Source organism: Desulfocapsa sulfexigens DSM 10523 (assembly GCF_000341395.1).
GTDB lineage: Bacteria > Desulfobacterota > Desulfobulbia > Desulfobulbales > Desulfocapsaceae > Desulfocapsa > Desulfocapsa sulfexigens.
Genome location: NC_020304.1, coordinates 871447 through 888616, shown reverse-complemented (window position 1 = coordinate 888616; position 17170 = coordinate 871447). Strand labels below are relative to the sequence as shown.

The following is a 17170-nucleotide window of genomic DNA, read 5'->3' as shown; positions in this document are numbered from 1 at the left end:
AAGCTCCATTTTCCTCGATTCCACTTTTCTCATATCTAACCCATTAATACAATGCGAATTCTTATTTTGTTCCTACCTACTCTTTCCACAATAATTGGTTACGCTTTGGCGTATGTGGTCAGTTCCAGCTTTTTCGGTGTGACTGTCTTTCGGCAGGCCATTTACGTCGATTTTACTCTTGTGCTTGGTATTTCCTACCTCTTCTTTTTTCTGTCCCGCCGTTGCTGGGCATTCATCGCTCTGCAATGGCTTTTTATTGCCATTCTCTATGTAGGCAATGCAGCCAAACTGTCGTTTTTTGGTGGTCCGATGGTGCCGGATGATGTGTATGCATTAAGATCACTTATACTGATTCTCGACGGTTGGCGTTATTATCTGGTTATTGGTTCGCTGGTTTCCTTGATAGGATTTCTGGTTTTTAATTTTCACTTCCGCAGCCGGGTTGCATGGATGGTCTTGATCGTAACGATTCTCCTGTCTGCTGGTTTGAAATTTTATCCTGAAGCTGTGGTGGCAGATCTGGATAAACGTTTTGGCAACAGTGTCTGGAATCAGCGGGAGAATTATCTGCGGCGGGGAGCAGCTCTTTATTCTCTCCAGGAGACCGCACGTTTCTTCAGGGATTCCGAACAGGCACCGGATAGGAAAACAGCACTTGCCGCTTCTGAAGCCCTGCTTGGCAAGACGACTCCTGCGAGTACCCCGGCTCCTCCACCGAGAAATGTGCATTTTATCCTTCTTGAGTCATTTTGGGATCCCTTAGGGTTGAAGGCAATCGATTTTGACCGTGATCCCCTTGATCCCAGATTCAGAGAGATGTGGAAGGCCACCGGCAATTCTGCCATTATGAGTCCGGTGTTCGGGGGGTATACCGCTAATGCTGAATTTGAAAGTCTTTGCGGTTTTCCCGTGGTTTATGATGATGTCAAGTTCGAGCGGCGTATGTCCAATGATGCGCCGTGCCTGCCTGACATTCTTAAGGGATACGGTTATGACAGTGTGGCTTCTCATCCCAATGTCGCCTCTTTCTGGAATAGGATCAATGCATATCGAAGGATCGGTTTTGATACCTATTGGTCAATTAATGATTTCAATCTTGATGACATGAACCTGGGTTTTCTTTCAGATTCATCTCTGTATCGCCAGGTAATCGACAAGCTCGATAATCGTAATGATCCAGATAAACCTGTGCTCAGCTATATTATTACCTATTTTGGCCACTGGGCTGGCGGAAAGCTTTACCCGATGAACCAGTCAAGACCGCAGGTTGTTCGCTGTGAGGAAGGGTGTGAAACACCGGAGATTGAATCCTATGCCAATGCCATGTATTACAAGTCGAAAGAGTTGATGGATTTTGTTGAAGATCTTCGAGTCCGAGATCCTGATGGCATCATTGTTGCTTTCGGTGACCATCTGCCTTTTCTTGGCGGCGGGTATAGAGGCTTCGTTGAGGCAGAAACCCTGACAGGAACAAGGGATCAGTTTACCCCGGAAATGTTTTTGACTTATGTAACCACTCCATTGATCGTGATAGATGGACGGCGGGGTCCTCTGGATATGGGTACCATTCCCCTTTACCAGCTACCTGGAAAAATAGTGAAACTTCTTGGCATCAATGAGAGGACCATACTTGAGTATTCCGGGACGATGGAGGATGGCGCAGTTCGTCCGTTGTGGGGGATGCATTTTGTCGTGGATGAGCAGGATGTGGTCCATGTCTGTAAAGGTGGTGAGAATTCACCGGAGTGCTTGGTTTCCACAACCTGGCTGGATAGCTTCTTGACGGTGGGAATAGACATCTTTCAGGGAAAGCAGCATGTTTTATCTCCAAGTGCTGGCGTCTCCAGCACTGGGCAGATTGTGTTGGAGGGAACAAAGAGCGACTCAACCCACGGACTCACTGAATAAGTCTTCGGAATCAAGTGATCCTGATCTTACAGGGTGATTTCCTCATTTTTACGGGTGGAAAAACTACTTATAATAGCCATGAAAACTGCAGACATGTAGGGAATAGACTGCACGAGCAGAAAAGTGAACCAGACCAGGGTGTCCGGCGTATTGTACATCCTTGGTATAACCATGACGGAATAGGCGGAAAGCCATAGAGCCAGCATGATCAGGGCTTCTTCCCTTGCCGATTGTAACGCTCGCAGCAGGGCATGGGAAGCCGCATTTTTCGGTGTGCGGGCAAATGGTATTCCGGAGGTTACAAATCCCAGCAGAATGGCTTTTGATATGGTATGGGACAGGGCAAGACCTGCCAGGGCGGAGGCAACAGTCTGGAGAATACTTGCCTTGACCCGCTGGCGGTACAGATAGAGCATTTTGGCAAGCTTGAAGATGAAAAGTGTCAGAGGCAGGGCTGTTAGGATAAGCAGCGGTGATTCGATTTTATCCGGGAACAGGGCCATGGCAACGGACCAGACAAGGGCAGAAAGAGTGAAAAGGAGGTTTGCGCTGTCTGCAATCCATGGCAGCCAGCCGGCAATAAAGTGGTAACGCTGTCCTCTGGTAAGTCCGGAGCCACTATGACGAAACAATACCTGTGCATGACGTCGCAGAATCTGTACTGCTCCATATGCCCACCTGAAACGCTGCTTCTTGAAATCATTGAAGGTGTCCGGCATGAGGCCCTTGCCGTAACTCTCTGCAATATAGACGGCCTTGTGGCCTTTCTCGAAAATTCTGAGTCCCAGTTCTGCATCTTCGGTGATACACCACTCGGCCCAACCGTTGACATCCTCGAGCACAGAACGTCTGACCATGGTCATGGTGCCGTGCTGGATAATGGCATTACGCTCGTTTCTTGTCACCATGCCTATGAGAAAAAATCCCTTGTATTCAGAATAACACATTGACTTGAACAAACTCTCTTTGCTGTCACGATAATCCTGTGGTGCCTGGACAATAGCCACCAGGGTATCGGTGAACTGTGAAGCCAGCTCACGAAGCCACTGGGGTTCTACAGCGTAATCACTGTCGATAACCGCCACAACTTCCGCCTCGGGAGCGGTCTTGGCAAGGGTAAAGTTAAGTGCCCCGGCTTTGAATCCTGGTAAGGGATCTTCATGAAAAAATCTGAAGCGTGGCCCAAGCTGTTTACAGAATTCGGCGACTGGTTGCCAGACATTCGGATCCTTGGTGTTGTTATCAATGACGATGACCTCGAAGTTCGGGTAATCGAGCCGTGAAAGAGCCTGGAGCGTTTCTTTCATCATGTCCGGTGGTTCGTTGTAAGTTGGGACATGGATCGACACCATGGGAAGCTCCTGGTCGGGAACTATTATTGGTATGAACGGTCGGCGCGGATATGCGATCCAGGTTGCCTCAGCCCACTCATGGGCCTCTGTCAGCAGAACCAGGACAACTCCTGTCATTCCGGTTACCAGCATCACTCCGATTAGTGTGGTGGAAACAGTGAGGTACTGATGAAAATAATTATAGATTATCAATACCGCCATAGACGCCGCTGAAAAGGCAATGACGGTCAGAAAGCCGCGTCCCCGACTGCTGAGAGAGCGACTGTCAATAAAGAGCAGGGCTGAAGTCATAAAGGCGATCAGTACAGAAATACCAGCCAACAGCTTCCACTCAGGAATACTGATGATTGCTGCGTCAAAGGGGAACTTAGGATGCCGGTTCAGGTCGTAAACTCCCCAGTATGCACCGACAGCTCCTTCGCTGGCCTGCTTCCACGGCTGATCAAAGGCTTCCATTACGTAGTAGACGTATTTTTCCTTTTCGGCGCGCTTGAGAAAACGTCGTAGAAATGTGGCCTCGTTGGAGGGGGAGGCCTGGGCTCTGCCGATGGTTCGGCCATTGCTGGGCCAGCCAACTTCCATAATAGCTACAGGTTTGTTTGGAAATTTTTCCATGAGTAGACTTGTCCGGTTTGTGACATGTCCCACTGCCCGCTGCAGTTCTATTCCTTCCCAGTAGGGAAGCATATGGGCTCCGATGTAGTCTACATGTTCTCCAAGTGATGGTTCTTTTATCCAGATATGCCATGGTTCTGCTGTACCTACAGGTATGTCAAGGGCCGCTTGTACCCGATCAAGGTAGGAATTGAGTTGTTTTACGGTGAGGTCTCCACGAAGTACGGTTTCATTGCCGACTACCACACGAACAACATTTCGGTAATTTTCTCTGGCTATTTTTATGAGTTGTGCTATCTCCTTCTCATTTTTCTCGAGATCCTTGTCGAGCCAGGCACCAAGGGCAACATTGATGTTGTGTTTGTAGGCAAGACGCGGGATGCTTTCATAAACTCCGTTTACTGTATAGGTACGAATGGCGTTTGTTTTATTGGCAAGGAGGGCCAGGTCTGCCTCGATTTCTTCTTCAGAGGGGAGTTGGCCTTTAGAAGGATTGTCGCCCTCTCGCAGAGGAGAAAAGGAAAAGCCCTGTATCCGCGACGGCCAGACAGGCTCCTGTCCGGGCCTGTTCATAATGGCCCATAAACCTGTACAGATTAGCGCAACAACAATGCAGATTAGAATGTTTACTCGAAGCAAAGTTTTTCCCTTTTTGTATCAAATGGTTACGCTGGCAAGTGAGGTGCCTTTCTTTTTGTAGCTTGTCGACAATAATATAGAGTAGAGTTTCCATCAACTATAACCTCAATCAGGTCGTTATTTCTTGCGCAATAACAGGACTTTTATGAAAATTATTAAGAAATTTATCATTAAAGTCTCAAGGTGATATGGTGTCTTTCCGTAGATGAACGGTTCCACCATTCATTTCCTGACAGTCTTTGTTTATAGAATTATCGGGACTGCCGGTTAACGACATATGAGAAATGTGGGCTAATGAAGTTTGAAATGTACCGGGATCAGTACCTCCGTGGCAACGGGATGGCCAGCTGTCGTTCCTGGAAGAAAGTGCCATAAGGTGACTGCCTTCAGAGCAGATTTGTCCAGCAGTGGATAACCGCTGCTTTTGTGGAGGCTGACCCTGTCTGGAACTCCTTTTTCTGAAACAGTTACAGATACCATAACAGTTCCCTGCTGGTTGCGACGGCGGGCCAGTGCGGGATATTCCGGCTTTGGATTGCTTGCATAGTGCGGTGAGGCCTTTACGAGGATGGGAACAGCAGGTAGTTCACTCTCCTCTCTCGGTCTGGCACTGTTCTGTACCCCTGCCTTTTTCTGTTCAGGGACTGAGGGAGAGTGGACAATTTTCTGAACAGCCTTTTTTTTTAAAACGACTGGTTGTTTGTCGTGAGTATTTATTTTCTCAGACGTTTCCACTGCGGCCTCGTCCTTCTCAGGTTTTTCAATGGTGTTCCTCTGCTCTTCTTTTGTTACGGTTTCTGTTTGCTTTTCAACACTGCTGCCTGGACTGAGGCTGATGGTAACACTTTCTTGCCCGGTTAAACGTGGCGGAAGTGTTGGAAGGTGTGGAAACCTTGATATCAGTAAGAAGATGTGGAGACAAAGGGCAAGGATCAGGGCAGGGATAAATCTTCGCACAGGAGCTTATTTCGGATTTGCCTGCAGTGAAATATCCGAAACCCCGCATTTTTTGAGTTCATCGAGAACCTGATACAGTTGTTGGTAGCTGATGTTTTCGTCTGCAAAAATAAGAACTGAAGGTTTTTTTCCGTTGCTGGTATCCACTGAGTCAAAATGTTGAGCCAGTTGAGAAAGGAGGAGAGGTTTTTCATTGAGAAAAAGTGTCATATCTTTATCATCACTACGAATGGTTAATGAAAACGGGCTTTCATGACTGTCAGTTGCCTCTGTTGATTCCGGAAGATCAAGCTGCATTCCCCGATGCACTGCCATGGAAAGCATTGCGTAAATAAAGAAAACCAGTAGCAGAAAGACAACATCGATGAGTGGCAGCATCTCGATACGCGGTGCCTTGATTGCTTGAGCTTTAATTTTCATGATGGGGTGTCCAGCTTTTCATAAACCACTTCCAGGTTGGTTGCATACTTTTCCATCACATGAACTGCTCGGTTTATTCGGGTATTGAAGTAGTTGTAGGGGATCACCGCGATGATAGAGATGCCAAGTCCTGCCGCAGTTGTGATGAGTGCCTGGGCGATGCCGGATGTGACCAGCTTCGGATCGGCAATGCCACTGTTGCCAAGGATCTTAAAGGATCCGATGATTCCGAGTACCGTTCCGAATATTCCAAGCAGAGGTGCCACCGTGATCATGGTATCCAGTACTGGCATAAAGCGGTTCATTCGCTGAATCATCAAGTTCGCCTCAGCTTCCATGGCCCGGCCCATATCATAATCTCTGTGCAGAATACCAACCACCAGCAGTCGGATGATATGGTCTTGACAGCCGGTTACTTTTTCACGGATTAGCTTCCAGTCAGCACTTTCTGCAAGAGTCAGGACTTCATCCGTCAGCTTACGGTTACGTCTGCGCTGGATGGAAATCCAGAAGAAACTGCGTTCCAGAACAACGGTGCATACCGTCACGGAACAGAGGAGCAGTGGCCACATCACCGGGCCACCGCTTTGGATGATTTCGTAAATTCTCATGGTTTTATGGGGTGTAGAGTTCAGGGTGAATCAGACGGGCCATGATCTCAAGAGTGTCGGTAAAGGTCGCGGGTGAAGGACTGCAGGCGATGTCAGGATTGATCACATGTACCCGATTGTTTTGCACTGCACTGATGACAGGCATCTCCATCCATCGCTCACGTTCTTTTGAGGCAATACCACTTTCGGATCCCATCATGGCTATGATAATCACATCGGGGTTGGCAGCGATCACTTTTTCATAATTTGTGGTACCTTTTTGCTGATCTGCTGCGATGTTACTGCCGCCGGCAAGGACAATAAAGTCATTGGTGAAGGAGCTTGGTACCGAGGAGAATAGTGGCTGGGAACCTACCTGAAGAAAGACCTTCTGCGGTGGCGCCCCGGCAATTTTCTTCTCAAGATTATTCAGTCTTTCCTTTGTTTCAGAAATGAGCGCTTTTGCCCGGTTTTCAAGGCCAAGGAGCTGGCCGAGGAGGAGGAACTGGGTACAGATATCCGCTAAAGATGATGGCTGCTTGAACTGAACAACGTTAATGCCAACGGACTCCAGCTGCTTAATTTGCTGCATCGAGGTTAGGCCGGTTGCCAGTACCAGGTCAGGTTGTAGCCCAATAATCTTTTCAATGGAAACCTGCATTACAGAACCTATCTTTTCTCTGGCTTTAGCGGCCTCTGGGCGGACGCAGTAGCTGGTATTGGCGACAAGGCGATCACCAGCCCCCAGAAGGAAGACGTTTTCGGTATTGATTGGCCCCAGGGAGACTATGCGCTGAGGATATGTGACATCGGCCCCCTGTACAGGAGATCCGAAGAGACATAGGACAAAAAAGAAAAAGACAAAGAGTTGTCTGTACATGTGCTTTAGTAGGTCTCAGCTATTTCAAGGGTTCGTTGCAATCGGTCCGTGAAGAATGAGATGATTTCCGGGTAGTAGGCAAGGCCCTTGAAAAAGTCTTTTTTACCATGTTGAACCATCGGACATTCCACAGCAAATCCCATGGATTCAAGGATAACACGCCAGCTATCAACTTTCTTTGGGGCCATAAGGTCTTCTTCAGCGTGCATTCCAGCCAGGTACATCATGGGAATTATTTTTATCTGTCGATACTTTTCGGCCATATTTTTGTTTTGTATTCCGGCAAATACCGCGTCACTGTCAGGCACTCCCTCAAGGGATGCGGCGAGCACGTTCGGGTAGCGGTCTGTAACGAGTTTTTCAAGACCGAGATAGCCGCTGTTGACCGGGTCTGCAACCAGGGGAGTCCCATGGAGGGCCAGGATATTAAGGCCTTCTGCCGGAGCGAGAAACTCCTTTTCAACCACGGCCAGGGTCTCTTTAACAAAGCTCCAGCGGTGCAGTAAGGTTTCACTGAGGAAAACCCGAATGCCAGGGAAATATTCGCAGGTCTCTGCCATCTGCTGATACTCAGTTCCCGGAAATATATGCAGGGGCTGAACCACAGCTTTACGAAATCCTGCAGCCTCTACAGTTGCAAGGGTCTGCTGCAGGCTCGGCAGTTTCTTTTTTCTGCAGATGATGTTTGAGCTGTACGCCCAGAAGGTTTCGTATTCCCCAAATTGTTTTTCCACCTGCTGCTGAAACAGGCCCAGTGGCCTTTCTGCCTGACTGCTGGTACCAAAGGTGACCATGATAATGGCTGGTTTGTTCTTGAGTTTCGGGACGCGCAATTTGCGGCCGATATATCCATACTGATGCATATTGATTCCTTTGGCTGATCCATCGCCATCTATAGGCTGGGAAATTGAGTGAAATTGTAAATGACAGCAGCCCTGAATGTACTCTTTTCAGGGCTTCAAGTCAAAATGTTCGCTTCATTCCCCGCTGCCTCAAAAATCCCAGCGGAGTCCGGCATAGAAACCGCGACCTGGCATGGGGTATCCTTTGACATAGGCGTAGTCCTGGTCGAAGATATTTTGTAACTCGCCCCGTAGAGTAAAGCTACCCAAACGTGAATCTTCATAGAAGCGATAGGAGGCTGTCAGGTCTGTCACGATATGAGAATCCAATGTGCCATTCCGGTAGGGAAAGTCTGATTCATAGTCCTTAATATTCTGGCTTCCAGAATAGGCAGTATTGAGACGGCAAAAGATTCCATCACCGTCGTTGACTACGACACCTGCAGAATAATTCGTGGCGCTGATATTTTGAAGATCCTCTCCGCTCTGCTCATCATCATACCGGGTAAGGATGGTCATATTGAGATAAGGACGGACTTCCCAGGCCAGGCCAAGTGGCAGGCCGATATCATAGGCAAATTCCGCTTCAATACCGGAAATGGTTGCATCGCCGAGGTTTTTCCAACTCCTTGATCCATCGAGAAGGGGATCACTGACAATTTTGTCTTTGAAATCCGTATGGAAATAGGTGAGTGATCCAGTGAATCCATTCTGACCATAATCCACACCGCCCTCCCAGGTAGCACTTTTTTCGGGGGAAAGACCAGGATTTCCAACGACTCTTGAACCAAAACTGGAGTAATCGGCACTCATCTGGTCAGCGGAAGGCATCATAAAGGCCTCTCCGTATTGGGCTCTCAGTTTCAATGTATCGCTCACCATCCAGGCGACACCAAACTGAGGGGTGAAATGGCTGTCATCAGCATTGTGCCCTGCCGGGTTCGTGACTGCAACATCATACCAGTCGTAACGCAGTCCAATGTTTGCACTGAGTCGATCTTCAAGGAAGGAGAGCCTGCTGAGTAGAAAGATGGCAGAGTTGGAGTATTCAGTTGTGTTTGGTGTCCAGCTGTTTTCTACTTCATAATCTAACCAGTCAAATCCAGCTGTGAGAGTCGCAAGGCCAAGAGCACGGCTGAGTTGAAATTGTGCTCCCTGTTGGTCCGTTTTGTTTTTCGACAGCTGCCCATCATTCCAGCCGCTGGGGTTGGAAACCGTAGGATCCATCCAGCTGTTTTCGTCCTGGCCAAAGAAGTAACGGGCGAAAATTCTCGATTCTGTCAGCGGACACTGTCCTTCAAAATTGAGGTCTGCGGAATAGTTCTCTTTGTTTGAGTAGTCATCCAGATCGTTCCTGTTCAGAAAACCAGGGGTCCCTGCTTCATCTACCTCAAAACGGGTAAAAATCAGTCCGATTCGGTTTAGCTCTGAGAATGAATAGCCGAGATTGGTACTCATTCCGGTTTCGTAGTTAATTCCGCTGTTCCGATAGTGCTCGTCGTTGCCTGTGTCATAGTCGCCAGTGGTTCCGTATGTGTAGGAACCGGTAAAATCAACACCATCTTTCAGGAAAGATCCACCGATACTTCCTTCAGCAGTGTCAAAGGATCCACCGTAGGCCTCGGTGAAAATCGAATTGTCAGTTGCTCTTTTTGTTATGACATTGACGACTCCGCCCATTCCTGCCGACCCATACTGTACAGCTCCGGGGCCACGAATAACCTCGATTCGCGCTACGTTTTTAGTAAGAATTTTTGCAAGATTGCCGGTTCCTGCACGGCGCCCGTCGAGGAGAACCAGAACATGTCCCTGAAGGTCGTTCCCGTGGGTGTCAGTTGAGAAGCCACGCAGGGCAATGGATGTGAGTGTTCCGGGATATTTCTTGATGGTGGCAATGGACTGTTCGGCCAGTAGATCAGCCACATTGTCTGATGCGGATTGGCGAATATCGTCTTCGCTGATGATGCTGATATTCGAACTGACTGTGGCCCTGCTCTCTTCTGTTCGGCTGGCGGTGACAACAACTTCTTCCATCAGTGTTGTGGAATTTGTCTCTGCTGCAGAAATACCTGGTACGACCGCAATGGTAAAAAGTTGTGCACAGAGAAGTGGATAATATCTTTTTGTCATTTTCTTTCCTCTTTTGAATAAAATGCCCGAAGAGATGTTTGTCAAAAAGACAAAAAAAATCCCCGGACCAATAGACTATTGATCCGGGGATGCCCTTTAATTCCACAGATATGGCTGGGAATCTCTTGTCCACGGAGATTTCAGCATAGTACCTCATAACCGGATTGCACCCGGTTGTACCGTTGTCTTCAGGCAGGTCTTCTGACTTTCGGATCAACCATATAGCTGCGTCTTCCCGGTCTTACGACCAGTGACACTATGCAGCTACTGTCCCCGATTACAGCGGCGGGCCCGTCCCGGATTTACACCGGGTTCCCTTATTCTCCATTTGCATGGAACCTGAAAATTAGGCCGGAGTGTAAATGAATTTTGACTCTCTGTCAAGCTGGGAAGAGGTCCCCGGATATGTCGTTATGAAATTCCCGATCCGAAATCAAGAGCGACCAGTTTTCTGTAAATCCCGTCCCTGGCAAGGAGGGAGGCATGGCTGCCATGTTCCATGATCCTGCCCTTGTCAAGTACAATGATTCGATCGGCACGCTGTACGGTGGAGAGGCGGTGAGCGATAATTAACACGGTTTTATCTTTGAAACAGTGCTCAAGCGGTCGTTCCAGAAGTTTTTCAGTTTTGGAATCAATGGCAGAACTGGCTTCGTCAAGTACCAGCAGAGATGGATTGCGGCATAATACTCTGGCGATGGCGAGGAGTTGTTTTTCTCCGGTTGACATGGCCTGTCCACCTTCTCCTATAAGTGTATCGAGTCCCATGGAGAGGTTGGTAACAAATTCTATCAATTGGGTCTGTTGCAGCAGTTCTGTTACCTCTTTTCGGCTTTTTCCTGTATCAAGAACAATATTGTTCAACAGGGTGTCCTGGAGAATAAGCATTTCCTGCATTACAACACCGATTTCCCGGCGCAGTGTCTTTTTTGGTACATCAGTAAGAAAGTGCGCACCAAGGCTGATGGTACCGCTGTCTGGTTCATAAAAACGGAGCATAAGATTGAGAAGGGTGGATTTCCCGCTTCCGGTGGCGCCGACTATGGCTATGGTCTCGCCCTTTTTAACCGTAAAAGAGATATCATGGAGGACTGGCTGGTCGGGAAGATAGGAGAAGTTTACTTCATTGAAACAGAGCTCGCCATCCAGTGACAAAGGGCTGTTTTTTTCAGCCTCTGAAATGTTCTGTTCCTCGGTGTCTGTATCCAGTAGATGAAAGATCCGTTCCGCGGAGGCAAGGGCGGACTGGACAATGGAATATTTTTGTGAAAGCTCCCGGAGCGGTTGGAAGAAGAGGCGCATATAGGAGAGGAAAGCAACCAGCTCTCCCAGGGTCAGTTGCTTACGGATAATCTCTCCTCCGCCATACCAGAGAATCAGCGCAACTGCCAGCGAACTCATCAGTTCGGTGATGGGCATAAATGTACCAAAGAGGCGGATCTGGCGCAGAGTTTTTGTCATGTAATCGTCGTTAAGCCCTGCAAACTTCCGTTTGAGATCGCTACTCCTTCCAAACAGCTGTACCAGGGAGACTCCTGAAACAGCTTCCTGGACAAATGCGTTTACTTTGGAAAGCTGTTTTCGTATGGCTCGGAAATGATTCCTGGCGAGTCTGGAAAAGAGAATGGTAACCACGACGGCAAGTGGAACAAAGAGGCAGAGAAGGAGGCCGAGCCGAATATTCATATAGAGAAGCAGGACAAGGATGCCGCACATGCGGAGGAGGTCATTGAATATCGTTACCATGATGGATGTGAACATCTCGTGCATGTTCTGGACATCATTTGTCAAGCGGGTTACCAGGCGGCCAACCGGCTGGGTGTTGAAGAACTGCAGTTCGACCTGGAGAAGATGACTGAAAAGATCCTGGCGCAGTCTGTGCATGATTGATTGTCCGATCCATTCAAGGAGCAAGACCTGGAGAAAAGCAGTGACAAAACCGATAAGCATTAACCCTCCGTAGAGCATTACACTGGTACTGAGTCCTGTCATGCGTAGTTCAAAATCGAGCATGGGGCTGGTTATGTAGAGATCAATAGCCCGCTGCATTATCCAGGGGAGGCCGAGCGCTGAGACTGTGACAAAAAGGGAGAGCAGGATCGCACCGGTGAAGGGAATCCTGAAGGGATGGATGTAGCCGAGGATACGGCGCCATAATCCCTTCTCGGAAAGTTTGGGAGTGTAATCTTCTTCAAAATATCCGAAGTTACGCATTGTTGCCTTCTCCCTGAAGCTCTTGTCTGCGGCTGATCTCGGCGAGGAAGGCATTTTCCCGAACAACCTCATTGTAGGGGCCGAGGGCACTGATTTTTCCGTTTTCCAAAACAAGAACCCTGTCTGTTCGGGCAAGCTGTTTGGTTCGCTGACTGACCCAGACGACCGATTTCCCTTTGAGCCATGGTGTGATATTTTCGATTATTTCCTGTTCCGTGCTCGTGTCCACGGCGGCAAGGCCGTCATCTATTATGATAATGGGCCTGTCGCAGAGGATGGCTCTTGCAAGGGCGACCCTGCCACGCTGCCCTCCTGAGAGGGTAACGCCTTTTTCCCCAATCATACTCTCGTATCCGTGAGGGAGAGCCATTATTTCATCGTGGACAGCGGCCGCTGTTGCTGCTGCAACAATTCGTTCCATGGATGCATCGGGATTCCCAAAGGCGATGTTGTCACGAAGACAGCTCGAAAAGAGCAGGGCTTCCTGGCTCACATAACTGATCAAAGATTTTACGGTTTCGGGGGGGAGATCGTTGATATCTGTTCTGCCTAAAAAGAGGCTCTGGTCAGCTATAGGGTAGACACGGGCCAGCACCTGGCAGAGACTGGTCTTGCCGCATCCTGTGGGACCTGTGACGCCGAGGATTCCCGGCGGGATATCAAGAGTGATATCCTTAAGTATCCTTCGTTCTGATTCTGGATAGTTGAAGTTGAGCCTATGGAGGTGAAACAGGGAACTATCTGGTCGGTGACCAGTGATGCCGGGTGGAAGCTGTGATGGAACTGAAAGAAGGAGGTAAATTCGGCGCAGTGATGTTGCTCCTCTCTGGGAAAGATTGGCCACCCATCCAACTGCCATGATGGGCCAGATCAACATATAGAGGTAGGTTATAAAGGCTACAAAATCACCCATGGTAATTGTTTTCAGGATGACTAGCCGACCACCAAAATAGAGTACCAGCAACATGCCGAAACTCCCGACAAGAGTCGCTATGGGAAAGAGCAGGCCTTGAATGATTGCCACCCGAATGCTGGAGTGGACATATTTCTGGCCAAGATGGGCAAAGCGTTTACTCTGTGATGTCTCCAGAGTGTAGGCCTTAAGCAGGCGAATGGATGCGATGGAGGATCTTGCGAACTCGGTCATGCTGGCGAACTGTCCCTGGACACGATCAAAACGATGGTGCAGTTGTCCCGAAAGATAACGGGTAGCCAGAGCCAGAATTGGCATGGGTAAAAGGGCCAGCAGTGTAAGGCGTAAATGAATGTTGGCCATGAAGGCAATGGCCGCAATTGACATTACAAGGGCGTCAATGGCAGCAACGAGGCCCATGCCGCAAGCCATTTGAACAGCCGCGAGGTCGTTGCTTCCGTGGGCCATAATGGAACCTGTACTATATTTGGAGAAAAAACTTCCATCCATGGTCATGACATGGCCAAAAATCTTTTTCCGCAGGTCCCGTTCCAGATATCTTGAGAATCCTATGATCAGGTAGCGCCAGCTGAAACGAAGCAGAGTGGCAATGACTCCGATAAAACAGATAAGCAGTGCGAGCTCGAGCAGGTTGTTCTGGTTGGCTGTTCCATCTGCAAGTGCATCAATTCCTTTTTTAAGAATACGAGGAATTATAAGCTGGAGAAAATTGACTCCAAGGAGTGCAATCAGACCAAAGAGGAGACGAATGCGGTGTTTGAAGTAGATTGGTCCAAGGAGTCCAAGCACCTTTTTGATGGGAGGAGGATCCTTTAGTGGCATGGTATCATGATTCACTGCTGAAAATCTTTTTACTTTTTCTGTAATAAAGTATGAAGCAGATGAGAGAGGTTTCTGAGTTCATAGGGCTTCTTGAGTGCCCCTTTGAATCCGTATTCTGCTGGATTGATCATTATCGGATCCTCGGCGTAGCCACTGGAAACAAGAAGCACGGCATCCGGATGGCGTTTCAGGATTTTTTCAGCCGTCTCTCTTCCTCCCATGCCACCCGGAATGGTGAGATCCATGATGACGAGATCAAAGGGAGTATTATCTCTAGCAGCTTTTTCATACATTCTCAATGCCTGTTCTCCACTGTCTGCTGTTTCAACCGTGTACCCAAGAGAGGGTAGTGAGTGTTCCATTATGGCGAGTATCATTGATTCATCATCCATGACAAGGATTCTCCCCTCTCCGGAGAGAATATCACCACTTGGCTCCTGCTGCAGGTCTGCTGTTGTATTTACCGCTGGAAGGAAAAAAGTAAAGGTAGTCCCGGTGCCTAATTCCGAGGCAACGGTGATGTATCCACCGTGTCTGGAGATGATTGAATGGACGATGGCCAGCCCCAGGCCACTTCCCTTGATGCTTCCCTTTTCTTTCGTTGTAAAGTAGGGATCAAAAATATGTGAGATATCAGTGTCCTTGATGCCTGTTCCCTGGTCCTGGACAGTAACCCGGACATAATCGCCTTTTTTGAGCATCGGGCTGTCCTGGGTCTCCTGGTGATTGGAACAGCTGATGGAAATGGTACCGCCCTCTGGCATACTGTGGTCGGCATTCAGGGTCAGGTTCTGGATGACCTGGCCAATCTGTCCTCTGTCAATCTTGACCAGCCAGAGATCATCCGGGATATCTATGGAGCAGTTAACATTGCTGCCATGAAGAACAAAAAAGGCAGATTCCCGGATAACCTCATCAATTGGAGCCGTTTCTCTAATCGGAGCACCACCTTTGGAAAAAGTGAGCAGTTGATTAGTGAGTTTATGAGCTCTTTTTGATGCCTTTTCTGCCTGCACCAGATTGTTGTATACTTCATGGTCTGGAGAAAGAGAGTAGGTGGCAATATTTATATTCCCAAGGATTGCTGTGAGCAGATTATTGAAATCGTGGGCAATGCCTCCGGCAAGAGTTCCGATGGCCTCCATCTGCTTAGCACGTTGCAGCTTTATTTCTGTCTCTGTTTTGTCTTTCTCAGCCTGGATTCTTAGGCGCGTTTCTTCGTTAAGTTTCTGAATTCTTAGGTCAAGATTCGCGGCCATACTATTCAGAGCCTGTGATAATATTTGAAACTCTTCTTCCTGGTTTGGCGCTGTCGAGATTTGATAAGTGTGATCTTTTTTGATTTTTCCGGTTTCATTAACCAGGTGATCGATTGAGTGGATAATTCCTCTTCCCTGTTTCACTATCAATAGCATAAGGAAGGCAATAAAGAGAAAAGAGGAGTATTCCAAAAAAGTTAGTTGATTGTGGAGCCGATCACGTTTCGTTTTCACTTTCCCTGTCACGTCGGAGACAACACCAAGGATCCTTCTCTGGTTATCGTGGAGCTGTAAAAAGAGCTTTCTTTCTGTTTCTTCAAGTTGAATCAGTATTGAAAATGAATTTTCAAATGTTCTTCCGGAATCAAGAAGTTCTTCCACCAGAAGTCCGTCCTGTGCATCGAGTGAAGAGGATTCCAGTAGGTTGATGGTAGAGTAAAAACGAGAAATATTATTCAGAAATTCGTTTTGAAGTTTGAGAGGGGTCTGGGTATCCTTAAGAAGGTAAAAATTGCTAATGATATCAGCCAGGATATTCTGAATAGCTATTGTCAGCTGAATGATATCAAGTTCCGGGGCTGATGCTATTGGATCTTTTCTTTCGCTGTTATTGCTGGGGTACGGTTCTTCCTTGAATTGATTACGCTGGAGGAAGTTTTTCAGGCTGGCAATGTGATGCTCATGAATATAGCGGACACTTTTCGTCAGCTCATCAAGCCTGTTATTTATGGTGTGCCTGAGTTGTATTCCGGTGAGCTGGTTTTCGTTGAGTTCCTCCAGGAAAGCAATCCTGGTGATAATTATTTCGCCAGGATTAGAGTTGTGACAGCCTGTACAGCTTTGATATAACACAAGATAGTTGTTTTTTAAGTCTGAGAATTTTTCAGGGTTGGCAAGAGAATTATATTCACCGGCAAGGTTATCGGCAAAGTTATTGTTGATTGCAACAACTTCAGCATAGTCACGTTCCAGTTTCACAACACGTTGGTTCATCAGAAAGTTCAGAAATGCTAACGCAATGATGATGCTGAGGAAAAACAGCATCATGCGGAGTTTGGCACGAAGACTTTTAAGCATTTAGTTTGTGTCCGAATGGGCTGTTTTTTCCACAGGATACCCGGCCTTTATCCAGCTTCTCATACCGTATTTAAGACCTCGGATATCAGGTCTGCAACATTTGGAGAGATATCTGATAAGGAACGTGTCTCTGTTTCCTGTCTCACTGATAGAAATAGTAAGTCCTTCTAAGGGGATGGATTCGATAAGGCTATTGTTGTCAATAAATTCATCAAGCAATGCTGAAATGGTATGGCATTTTGTTGCTATCCGATATTTATCTGCCCCTTTTTTTATGGAATCACTGTTGGAGGAACGGAAATCAATAAGTGTAAGAAGTGGTTTACCATTTTTATCCATACAGTTTGTCTTGTCAGCCTCGGAAAGAAGCATCCTTAATTGATTGACATCGATAAACTGGACGGTTGCTTCTGGAAGGGTTTCTATTGATTCCGTGGGATTGCCTGATTGTATCCAGTCCTTCAGTCCACCATTGTATATTTTAATATTTGTGAACCCTTTTGCTTTAATGGCAACTGCCATTTTGTAGGC

12 protein-coding genes and 1 riboswitch are annotated in these 17170 nt (G+C 47.7%); of the genes, 1 reads left to right on the top strand and 11 read right to left on the bottom strand.

What is annotated here, in order from left to right; translation table 11 throughout:
* The first annotated feature begins 51 nt into the window (after window positions 1-51).
* On the top strand, window positions 52-1908 hold the full coding sequence (locus UWK_RS03825) for an LTA synthase family protein (protein ID WP_015403033.1): 1857 nt from the start codon (window positions 52-54) through the stop codon (window positions 1906-1908).
* A gap of 26 nt (window positions 1909-1934) precedes the next feature.
* On the opposite strand, the gene UWK_RS03820 is transcribed toward UWK_RS03825, so the two are convergent.
* The 11 genes from UWK_RS03820 to UWK_RS03770 all read right to left on the bottom strand — a co-directional run bounded on the left by UWK_RS03820 (window position 1935) and on the right by UWK_RS03770 (window position 17161).
* Window positions 1935-4448: a glycosyltransferase gene (locus UWK_RS03820; RefSeq protein WP_083907183.1), complete on the bottom strand. Its 2514-nt coding sequence runs from the start codon at window positions 4446-4448 to the stop codon at window positions 1935-1937.
* A 357-nt stretch (window positions 4449-4805) separates the two neighbouring features.
* Window positions 4806-5471 carry an energy transducer TonB gene (locus UWK_RS18170; RefSeq protein ID WP_015403031.1) on the bottom strand — a complete coding sequence of 222 codons (666 nt, stop codon included), beginning with the start codon at window positions 5469-5471 and terminating at the stop codon, window positions 4806-4808.
* A 6-nt stretch (window positions 5472-5477) separates the two neighbouring features.
* The gene (locus UWK_RS03810; RefSeq protein WP_015403030.1) at window positions 5478-5891 is read right to left on the bottom strand and encodes an ExbD/TolR family protein; all 414 of its coding nucleotides are present in this window, start codon (window positions 5889-5891) and stop codon (window positions 5478-5480) included.
* Window positions 5888-6502 carry a MotA/TolQ/ExbB proton channel family protein gene (locus UWK_RS03805; protein WP_228130036.1) on the bottom strand — a complete coding sequence of 205 codons (615 nt, stop codon included), beginning with the start codon at window positions 6500-6502 and terminating at the stop codon, window positions 5888-5890. The genes UWK_RS03810 and UWK_RS03805 overlap by 4 nt, the downstream gene beginning before the upstream one ends.
* 4 nt (window positions 6503-6506) lie before the next feature.
* Entirely contained in the window at window positions 6507-7361 is an 855-nt protein-coding gene (locus tag UWK_RS03800) for an ABC transporter substrate-binding protein (RefSeq protein ID WP_015403028.1), read from the bottom strand.
* Between the two features lie 5 nt (window positions 7362-7366).
* Window positions 7367-8224, bottom strand: coding sequence for a sirohydrochlorin cobaltochelatase (locus tag UWK_RS03795; RefSeq protein WP_015403027.1), 858 nt, complete (start codon window positions 8222-8224; stop codon window positions 7367-7369).
* Window positions 8225-8353: 129 nt separating this feature from the next.
* Window positions 8354-10333: a TonB-dependent receptor plug domain-containing protein gene (locus tag UWK_RS03790; RefSeq protein WP_015403026.1), complete on the bottom strand. Its 1980-nt coding sequence runs from the start codon at window positions 10331-10333 to the stop codon at window positions 8354-8356.
* Between the two features lie 174 nt (window positions 10334-10507).
* Window positions 10508-10691: riboswitch (cobalamin riboswitch) on the bottom strand.
* Between the two features lie 53 nt (window positions 10692-10744).
* Window positions 10745-12547, bottom strand: a complete 1803-nt coding sequence (locus tag UWK_RS03785; RefSeq protein WP_015403025.1) for an ABC transporter ATP-binding protein — start codon at window positions 12545-12547, stop codon at window positions 10745-10747.
* On the bottom strand, window positions 12540-14303 hold the full coding sequence (locus UWK_RS03780; RefSeq protein WP_015403024.1) for an ABC transporter ATP-binding protein: 1764 nt from the start codon (window positions 14301-14303) through the stop codon (window positions 12540-12542). Before UWK_RS03780 ends, UWK_RS03785 begins: the two co-directional genes overlap by 8 nt.
* 29 nt (window positions 14304-14332) lie before the next feature.
* The gene (locus tag UWK_RS18165) at window positions 14333-16639 is read right to left on the bottom strand and encodes a hybrid sensor histidine kinase/response regulator (protein WP_015403023.1); all 2307 of its coding nucleotides are present in this window, start codon (window positions 16637-16639) and stop codon (window positions 14333-14335) included.
* Window positions 16640-17161, bottom strand: coding sequence for a hypothetical protein (locus UWK_RS03770; protein ID WP_015403022.1), 522 nt, complete (start codon window positions 17159-17161; stop codon window positions 16640-16642).
* Window positions 17162-17170: the final 9 nt, after the last annotated feature.